We start from the raw sequence: 7,767 nt of genomic DNA, 5'->3' as shown, positions 1-7,767 counted from the left end.
ACCTAGACGAAGGACTTAGCGTAAGATAGGAAAGGAGGGCAGGCGGCTATTTACCGTTTTTTATTTGTTCAAATATGACTTGAAATTTTAGAACGGACACAAGAATTTCTAGATTTTTTAGTAAGTAATCGTTTTTGCCGCTATTGGTCTTTTATCATAATCTATCATCAAATCCCATACTAATATAAAAATTTGGCGCATTTTGCCCTTTTATGAAGTATTTAAAATTTAAAATCGCTTTACCATATCGAATTTCAAGGTCTTTTGTCGCTCTAAATTTTATAATTTTACTTCGCAGTATCGTAAAATTATAAAGCATAGAGCAAATGCAATAAGCGATATAAAATAGGTAACTATTCACATACCAGCAAACACCAAAGTAGCCATCCAACAGATTATGAAGTAAATAAATGGTATAGGAATATCAAAGAGCGATGAAAAGACCAAATAGCGAATAAAAGGATAAAGTAGACATTCTAAAAGCTTTTTGCACTCATAGCACTAAAAGCAAGCATTGAAGCTTAAGAGTTGCAGCGATTAAAGCATTAAAGCACCATAGTATTAAAACATCTCATAATATTAAAAGAAGTCATAGAGCATTGCAATCACAAAGAGATAATATCTTTTAGGCTTATAGCTTTTATAGTTATGATGATTAAAAAATACGCGGGTGTATTTTCAAATTTACGTGTATGTGTAATATACAAAAAATACCGCCCAAAAAAAGAGAACTCCTATAGAGTGCTAAAACGTCTCAAATACGTCAAACAAGGTAAAACACGACGGAAAGACACACTATAAATATCCGTCAAGAGCCTATCGCCTCTTGACGGATATTCCCATTCTATCGGTATTTATAGCTTATACATGGCACGCTTCATAGCGTAAAATGAGACGAGCGGGAAGGCAGATGGGACGACTTTTGCTTATTGTATTATCCTTATTAGCTGCATTGGATTCACTTGTCCATTATGCTTTCTGCCACTTTCCTTTTGCGCTCCTCGCTAAAATACTTTCTTTAAATTCTTTAAGTGCTCTAGGGAGCTTTAATATACGCTATACTGCCTTGTAGGTCAGCTATGCTTTGAAGGATTTGCCTCGGTCTTTAAATTTTAAAATAGCAAACTCAAAATTTCATCCGCCGTTTTATAAAATTTTAATCCCCTTTCGTATAAAATGCATTGAAATTTCATTTATAAAGAGCTTCGTTTGGATAAATTTAAACTTCATTCGGATAAATTTAAAATAGCTTTCACCGTTTTTGCTTTGATCTTGGGTGCTGACGCGTTAAACGCAGCGGATAAATTTAACTCTACCGCACCGAAACCCATCCCCGATAGAGCAAATGTGCAAAGATTCTCCTCCGATAAAACGAGCGTACAAAAACCTACCCCTAATAAAGCATCAGTTCAAAATCAAACTGACGTACCGAAATCCTCTCTTGATAAAACGTCCGCACAACAATCCTCTCCCAACAAAACATCCATCCAAAACCAATCAGCGATGCAAAAATCCACGTCCAATAAAATATCGGCACAAAAATCCACTCAAACTCAAAGATCCCTACAAAAGCTAACGTCCGATAAACAAAGCATATCCAATCAACAAACCATGCCAAACGCTCAGAGTGCCCTAGAAAAATATCTCTCCACTCCCGAGGCAGGCTCAAAGCAAGATAGCTCGCAAGACACCTCAAAGAATTCAAATCCCAAAGCCAAAGCCCCTGCTAAAATTTACAGACTAGATAGATCAAAAATACGGGATATAAATCAAAAAAGATTGGACGGAGAGCTTGATTCAAATTTTAAAACGGGCCTAAATTCCTTCTCCTTCGACGCCTTGTTAGAGCATACTTTAGCCAATTCTCCGAGTTTAAATTTAACTAGACTGGATGTGCAAAGCGCGCGCAACGAGCTTGAGTATCAAAAGGCCTCGCGCTATCCCGAACTTGGAATTAATGCCAATAGCGAATACGCCAAACGCTACGGCGCCCGCTATAATTCCGTGCAGATTGGCGATGATAGCCTAGTCTCTCAAAGCGGCTACGGAGATTCCGTCTCGCTCGTGCTGCGCCAAGATATATTTAAATTCGGCGCGGATGAGTTAGCGATCGAAGCTGCCGAAGAGAATATCAAACAAGCAGATCTTAAAAGATGCTCTTCGTATATGGACGGCTCTATCAAGCTTCTGGAGCTTTACGACGAGGCGCTCGGATATAAAAACAGAATAGAAATTTATGAGCGGTTAAAAGATGCTTACGAGATGCTTTATATCTATGAAAAGAGACTATCGGGCGCAGGAGAGCTAAGTAAAACCGCCCTGGCAGATCAAGCCATAGCATTGGCCGATACGAGTTATGAGCTATCTCAACTACAGCTTAACGCCAATAACGCCTTAAATAAAATTTACTCGCTTTCCGGAGTTAAAATTCCAAACGTGTTTTATCTTTCGGATCTAGGCGGAGCCAATAGTATCAACTCAGACTTCGTACCCTTTGAAGATAGCGTAATCGCTAAAGGGTTTGATCATGAATTAGCCGCAAATGAGCTGAGCATGAGATCGCAAGAAAGACTTTATTATCCTACCGTTTCGCTATACGGCAGATACGATCTTTACGGTAGCGACAGAGACGACTTTAGCCGCGCCGGAAAGGATGTCAAAAGACATGGATATAGAGCGGGACTTACGGTGCATATGAGCCTATTTGACGGAGGCAAGCGCGCCGCACAGATTAAAGAAAAAGAGATCAATAAAGAGAGGATTTTATCTAAAAAAGAAGAAGCTAAATTAGAATACGAAAAGCAGATCGCAGATCTTAAACTATTTCTATCCAAAAAGGACGAATACGATAAAATCCTATCCAATTCCTCTAAAATTTCAAAAGATATCCTAACTATGCAAAAGAGATTAAATGCCGGTAACGAAAGCTCAAAAATCGATGTTTTAAACTCCCTAATAGCCTCTTTAAAAAAGGAGTTAGCTCTTAAAGAACATACGCAAAAAGCCAGCTTTAATATCAAAAAAGTGGAACTAATGTCTAGATACGGAAGGTGCGAGTAGGCCGTTTGGTAGCCAAGTAGATGATTTCGCGGCTAGCCCAATAGATAGTTTAAGTGGCTATAGTGTTTTAACATAGCGTCTTGCATTTGTTTTTAGGCTTTGTATTTTGCTGCGCTGGGAAGTAAAATTTTAAAATTTAGAGTAGCAAAGAACCTTGAAATTTGATATGGCAAAGTAGTTTTAGATTTTAAATATAGCGTAAGAATAAAAAGATAAAATGCGGCGAAATTTTTATATGAATAGGGATTTGATGAGAGATTGCGGTAAAGAGCCGATAGTGGTCAATAAAGCTCTTTATAACGCAAGTGCTAAAACGGGTAAACGCTCTGCTAAGCAAGCTCTAATAAAACAGATCCTACTTCCTACTATATATTTATGAGCGCATAGGCGAATATAAACATATCGTAAAATCAAGATTATTAAATTTCTTAAGGAGGAGAGAATGGCGTTTGTAGCGGAATATATTTCGAAAGAGGACTTGAAGAAATATGATATTATAAATCGTGTAGATCAGTGCTTGGTAAAATATCATTATAATCCACAAAAACCCTATCAAATAAAGTGGTTAGACTGGGTCATCGACAGGCAAAGAGATATTTGGCTTATCTTTGTTTGTAGCCCGCATCTGCCTGATCCAAGAGACGGATATACCGGAGAGGAGATTTGGCTGCTTTATTATAAAGGTAGAGAAATCGAGCTTGATATAAGGCGAATTTATGATGAGACAACGAGTAAATATTTCACGGAAAATCCATTTAAGGTCAAATATAAATTCCAAAGCGTAAATTCTGACATTGGAGATATTTCGATAGACGAGCTTTATAAAATTTTAAATGAAGCCTTGTCTGAGTATGGTAGCGGCGGTATTGAAAATAGGGAATATGTTCCAAAAGAACACGAAGTCGTAACTTTTCTGCACGATTAAATATAAAGGATAAAAAATGACGAGTAAACAAGCCGATCAAATTTTAGCAGATATTGCAAATGGTAAAGATATACGAACCAGTAGCGGCGCTAAGGTAACCGCTGAAAATTTTGAGAAATTTTTTCTAAACGATATGGTTAGAAAACTAGGTACTAAAAGCGAAGGTGAGACAACCGTGCTATATAGTAGCGCTAATGAAGCTGCAGAGATAGCAACAAAAAGTCCGAATATTAGAATTATAAATAAAACGGAAGCGTTTGAATTTTTAATGGAAATTGATAAGAATAAAAATTTTTCTAGAGCTTGGAAAAAATTATATGGTTATGCTCCAAATACAAAAAACTACACATCAAGAGAAGGTATTTTATTAGGCGGTTTAGATTCAGAATACGATAAAAGCGATAAGCTTGTAAAGCCAAAAACAGAAGGCGCTTGGGATATCGTATCAAGAAATTTTGTACAGACAGCCAAGGGAGAAACGGTTATAATTTTAGGCGACGACGCTAAAACGCAAAGAGTATTTTTTAGAACTGAACTCCCCGAACTTCTCAAGAATAAAAACATTACTAAAATCAACGGCATGAATAAAGCGGATTTCGCCTCCAAACTAAATTCTTATGCTACCGATAAAGAAAAATTGAATTTTATAATAAGCGACAGAAAAACAGTGCTAGAAATAACCGGCAAAAGCGAGCTATATGAGCTAAATCAAAAAGACTTCGAAACCACTAGAAAAAATATCAAATATAATGAGATCTTGCATACCAAAACAAAAGATTTGATCGCTCATCAAAATCAAAAAGCGAGTGGTAATACCGAACATACGATAGGAAATAAAAAGCCTACAGATACGCCGATGGAGATAGGCGACAACGAAAAGAAGATCGATAAAATCACAAGAGAGATTGTTAATAATGAGAAAATGTCATATAGCGATAAGATCAAAGAGATTACCAAAGTTCTAAAAAATGAGCCGCCAGCTAAAGTTATCGGCACATTAAATAAGATAGGAACTGCAGGCCTCGTATTAAGCGCAGGTTGGGTTTCGTACGAAGCATATAAAGCACTGGAAGAGGGAGATGCGCAGCGGGCTAGCGATCTAATAGGCGAATATTCGGTTTCTCTAGGTGGCGGCTATTTGACCGCAGCAGCAGCTATGGCTTTAATGGGCGGAACGGTAACGGTAGGAAGTTTGTTGATAGGTATGGCAGCTATGGCGGTCGGTAGCAAGTTGTTTTCGTATTTATATGAAAATAGAGATGCTCTTTTATATTTTATTGATCCATTTGACGAAAACTGGAAAGGCAGGGATCAGGAATGGCTAGAAGAATTTAAAAATTTTTGGCAAGATCCAAATAGGTGGGAAAATGCAAAAGATACATTACCATATTTAGTGGAACAATTTAACCATACATTACGAAATGCTATAAATTCCATAGGTCAATTCCTCGGTTCTATTTTTAACTTCTTAATCTACGACCCTCTCGCCCTTGATCTTAACGGCGACGGCAAGATCGGTATCAATCCTGTATCCATAACAGCTTCGGATAAAAAATCAGGCTCGAATAATAATGAAAGCGGCGGAGCCTACTTCGATCATAACGGCGATGGAGTATCTCACAAATCATCTTGGATAAGCAAAGAGGATGGAATTTTAGCCTACGATCGTAACGGCAACGGTAAGATAGACGACGGCAGCGAGCTATTTGGAAATTTCACGCAGATAAAAGATAAAGATGGCAATCAAAGACTAGCCAAGGACGGCTACGAAGCTTTAAAGGAATTCGATAGCAATAACGACGGGCTTATAGATAATAAAGACGATAAATTTAAAGATCTTAAAATTTGGCAGGATGCGAACTCTAACGGGATCTCAGACGAAGGCGAGCTAAAGAGCCTAGATGAACTAGGCATCGCCAGCCTAAGCCTAAATCACAATGAGGTAAACGAAGATCTGGGAGGCGGAAATACCCTAAGCCTAAAGGGAAGCTATACTAAAAAAGACGGCACCGCTCATAGTATGGGCGATCTAAATTTCAACGTAGATACGATAAACTCTAAATTTAAAGACGAGGCGCCGTTAAACTCAGAAGATATGGCTAGAGCAAATATCAAAGGCTTTGGATTACTAAGAGATCTAAGATCGGCTGCCGCATTAAATAAAGATCTTGCTGCCGCACTAGATAGCTACTCTCGCTTAAGTACCAAAGAGGAGCAGCTCAAGGCTCTGCCAGGTCTCATCAAAGCCTGGAGCGAGACTGCGGCAAGAAGCACGGGCGGAAATTCTAATGCTGCTGGCTACGAAGTAAGTCTAAAAGGGGTGAAGCTTCCAAGCAATGTAAATCTAGGCGCAGGATCAAATATCAATGTAGATGCAGACGGTAACGTGATAAACTCCGGTAATCCAAACGCTAGAAGACTAAGCCTTACTCCGTCTCAATACAGAGCGCTTCTAGATAGTTCTAAATCCATAGATGAGAGCCTGCTAAAGGAGTTTGAGAGCATAAAATATAAGATCAAGGTAATCGATGCTTTTACTGGTTCAAAGACTGCGGATCTCTATTATATAAGCAATGACGATATAAAAGCCATCATCAAAAACACGAACGAAACTTATGATAAAATTTTAAACTACTCCTATGCTTCGCTACTAGCTCAAACCAGACTAAAAGGCTATGCAGATCTGATAAGTCTAGATATGATCTCTGTGTCTAACGATACTACTGCGGGCGGTGCCTCTGGATCTGCAAACGGCGGCGTAAACGCATCTGCTAAGCCGAAGTATGATTTCAGACTAAATTTCACCAAAGTAATCGATAAATTTAAAGAGATCAACCTAAACGACCCGAAAAAGGCTTTCGTGGATTTGGCGGAGTTTGCCACATTGTTTCAGAGTAAAAAGGAGTTCGCCGCAGGGCTTAGCCTACTTGCCGAGTTTGCATACGGAGCGAATAAACGAGGGGTGCTGGGCGAATATATAGCCGCCATAGGCCAAGAGACGCAAAATAGGCTAGATATAGCAACGATAACCTCTAATTCCAGCGGCACAGATGCAAATGATATGATGGTAGGGTCTACTGGTAACGATAATATCAGCGCGGGCAATGGTAACGATACCCTTTACGGCGGCGAAGGCGATGACATTCTCGGCGGCGGTGATGGTAACGACACTCTTTATGGCGGCGACGGAGATGATAAACTTTACGGTAGCGACGGTAACGATACTTTAGAAGGCGGAGCCGGTAACGATAGATTGGAAGGTGGGGATTACGACGATACCTATATATTTGGTAGAGGCGATGGAAGCGATACCATCTATGATGGTCACGGTGGCGGTGATACGATTAAATTTAAAGAGGGGATTTCTTTAAGCGATCTAATCGTAAAAAGAGCCGATAAAGATGTTAACAGTCTTGAAATTTCCATTAAAGGAACCGAAGATAAGATAACGATAAATAATGCTTATTGGGATGGATCCGTTTATGATGGTGGCATGATAGAGAATTTCGAATTCGCAGACGGAACTAAATTATCTTTTAGAGAATTAGAAAAACAAACTATGTTTAAAGGAACCGACGCTAACGATATCATTAGGGGAGCGAACGGTAACGATGAAATTAATGGCGGAGCCGGAGATGATACAATATTCGCTAATAGTGGAGACGATATCCTTTACGGCGATGTCGGCAACGACACTCTCCACGGTCAGAGCGGTAATGACACCATCTACGGCGGCGAAGGCGATGACATTCTCGGCGGCGGTGATGGTAACGACACTCTTT

At 39.2% G+C, this 7,767-nt stretch carries 4 protein-coding genes; all 4 read left to right on the top strand.

Translation table 11 applies throughout. From position 1 onward, the window contains the following. The first annotated feature begins 1,209 nt into the window (after window positions 1-1,209). The gene (locus Q0460_RS08115; protein WP_299086278.1) at window positions 1,210-3,060 is read left to right on the top strand and encodes a TolC family protein; all 1,851 of its coding nucleotides are present in this window, start codon (window positions 1,210-1,212) and stop codon (window positions 3,058-3,060) included. A gap of 250 nt (window positions 3,061-3,310) precedes the next feature. Then, window positions 3,311-3,439 (top strand): hypothetical protein, encoded by a 129-nt coding sequence (locus Q0460_RS08110; RefSeq protein ID WP_299086277.1) that lies wholly within the window; start codon window positions 3,311-3,313, stop codon window positions 3,437-3,439. 63 nt (window positions 3,440-3,502) lie between these two features. After that, complete coding sequence (locus Q0460_RS08105; RefSeq protein WP_299086276.1) at window positions 3,503-3,985, top strand: hypothetical protein; 483 nt, start codon at window positions 3,503-3,505, stop codon at window positions 3,983-3,985. A gap of 16 nt (window positions 3,986-4,001) precedes the next feature. After that, on the top strand, window positions 4,002-7,767 hold a 3,766-nt coding region (locus tag Q0460_RS08100), incomplete at its 3' end, for a calcium-binding protein (RefSeq protein ID WP_299086275.1).

This window comes from uncultured Campylobacter sp. (assembly GCF_937980635.1).
Taxonomy (GTDB): Bacteria; Campylobacterota; Campylobacteria; order Campylobacterales; family Campylobacteraceae; genus Campylobacter_B.
The sequence above is the reverse complement of the archived record's forward strand: the minus strand, read 5'-3'. Positions and strand labels throughout refer to the sequence as shown.